This is a genomic window from Psychrobacter sp. Ps6, from assembly GCF_022129235.1.
GTDB lineage: Bacteria > Pseudomonadota > Gammaproteobacteria > Pseudomonadales > Moraxellaceae > Psychrobacter.
Map to the genome: position 1 here is coordinate 44,144 of NZ_JADQAI010000014.1, position 2,415 is coordinate 46,558.

General features: G+C 36.9%; 2 protein-coding genes. Both read right to left on the reverse strand.

Annotation, left to right across the window (positions count from 1 at the left end; all coding sequences use genetic code 11):
- Window positions 1-574, reverse strand: a 574-nt coding sequence (locus tag I3255_RS12780) for a hypothetical protein (protein ID WP_238039161.1), incomplete at its 3' end; no start/stop codon positions are given.
- A 93-nt stretch (window positions 575-667) separates the two neighbouring features.
- The gene (locus I3255_RS12785) at window positions 668-1,627 is read right to left on the reverse strand and encodes an OmpA family protein (RefSeq protein WP_238039162.1); all 960 of its coding nucleotides are present in this window, start codon (window positions 1,625-1,627) and stop codon (window positions 668-670) included.
- Between the last annotated feature and the right edge of the window lie 788 nt (window positions 1,628-2,415).

Consider the following 2,415-nt stretch of genomic DNA (forward strand, 5'->3'; position numbering starts at 1 on the left):
CGGTGTCATTGTTCAATACGTCGATTACGACAGGTTGGCCAATGCTGCCTGTTTGGCGATCGTCTGTTGCCAAGGGGTCTGTACTATCTCCAATAGTCCTATCATCTTTACTATTTCGACTTGTACTCGCTAATAATCCAGCTACTCCCAATCCAGCAGCAGGTATCCACCAAGGTATAGCAGCTGCAATGTAAGTTTCACCACCTAATGCTTGCCCTTCTACATCCCCCACTTCTAACTGGGTAACATAATCATAGGTTTCGCCAGTATCTGGAATATAGTAATAATACTCACCATCTTCAGCAATACCCAGCAGAGCACTATCTGCACTGTCGTAAAAACCTTCTATAATAAGATCGCTCTCTTCACCTTCTTCTTCAAATGAAACATGAAGGTCATTTTTGATACGCTTGGTAATGATATGGTTAGGAGCACGGTTTATCGCGTTATCGTGAAATTCATAGTTAACCTTCGCTGAGGCTTTAATAATTGTCGGTACGCCATCTTTGGTTACTACTTGTACTTGATCTATGGTCTGAGTGGCATCATTGGTTTTTACGACGATAGTATTCATTTTTTATCCTTTATTTTTTAATATTCAACAGCATCGCTTGAAATATTTTTTGTGATACAACTCTATTTGTATCGTAATAGCATGTCTGATGCATCAGGGTCTTGCGCGCTCTTCGACAACAGCGACAACGCGGCGGTTAAGTTGACGACCAGCGACTGTATCATTGGTAGCTCTAGGCTGTGACTCACCATAACCAATAGCGTTTAAACGTTCAGGGTCAATGCCAAACTCAGCAATCAATACTTCTTTCACAGCATCTACTCGTCTTTGTGACAGTGCTTGATTATATTGCTCACTTGCACGACTATCGGTATGTCCTTCAATAGTCACCACGGTATTTGGGTATTGAGTCATAAAATTCGCAACTTCTGAGATTTTAGAATAGTATTCAGGCTGTACAACGGATTTGTCCGTTTCAAATAACACTTCAAGCTCAATGGTCACCTTTTCAGCCAAAACTGGCACTACTTCTGGTACCGGCGCTATGACAGTCGTTGGTACTACACAATTAGGTACGACTCGACTAATTTGGTGCGCTTGATAACGCTTGGTTTCTAATAATGGCAATGCACTGGCGGTCGTTATTTGCTCAAGAGTACTTTTACCAGAATCGTCCATGTCAACATAAAAGAAGTATGTTTGACCACCATCGAGCTGGTAGTCTTGCTTATTTGCTAATAAATTATTATCTTTAAAGCCAGTGGCATGAGCACTCAACTGATTCATACCAACACAGGAATTGACGGCTGTATAATTACCCGGATGTAGGCTTACCTGATATCTGTTATTAACAGATATATTGGCACTGGTTTGCTCTGGATCCGCATCACTTTTACGAATGAATACCAATCTAGTTTCATTCGTATCGACTTTTTTTGCTAATAAACTTCGAAAATCTGTATCAACTTGATTATTCCACATGACGTTGTTTACACGTCGGCTGTCACCCTCATTATCAATACTGCTATTACCTGTGACAGCACAGCCAGATATACCAAACAAGATAGTGGGTAAAACAATAGTAGTAATGGCTTTTTTTAGTATTCTGTCCATGATGATTTCCTAATCAATAAGTTTTTGGATTTATGTATTGAAATTATTCTAACATTGCATAAAGCATATTATTCGACTGGATAATGTAGATTTATAAACATTTGTAATTTACAATAATAGTATCATTTAAAGTTAATTCTCGAAATAGCACATGACCCATTTTACAATTTGTTATACTAAGTTTTCTTCAATACCAATGAAATCGTACTGGGATGATTTTTCACAAGTTTTTACATTGTCAATAGGCGAAAAACATGAAGAAGAATGTAGGAAAACCTGTTGAAATATTAGCTTTACTTCATGAACACTATGCTAAGTTAGGTATTTTATAGAGTCATTTCGTGAGAGGCAACTTATCACGCTTAAGGAACTATTTTGACAAAAGCATCTGCAATAATCTTCCAACACTCAATATATAATATGGTATTTTATTTTTATAATGTATCAAAATCATCAAGTTAGAAAATACTTTTTAGATAGACGGTATTTTAAATACGACGACTGAATGGCTCATTGTCAAAATAGAGCAACATGATATATTTTAATATTTAATTAATACTAAATAGATAAAGCACTAAAAAACTCATCTTACTTGGTCGTACCTCATTCAATTAGTAATCATATGCATGGGCCAAAAACAGCTACGTTTTGCCAAGTAGTCTTACATAGCTGATGAATACTTCGATCTTATCTGCGCTATTTCTGTATTTTTCGGTGGTTTGTCTATTTTTCCAATACCTTTATACATAAAAACCCCAGCAATTAACTGGGGTTTTTCAATCTCTTCA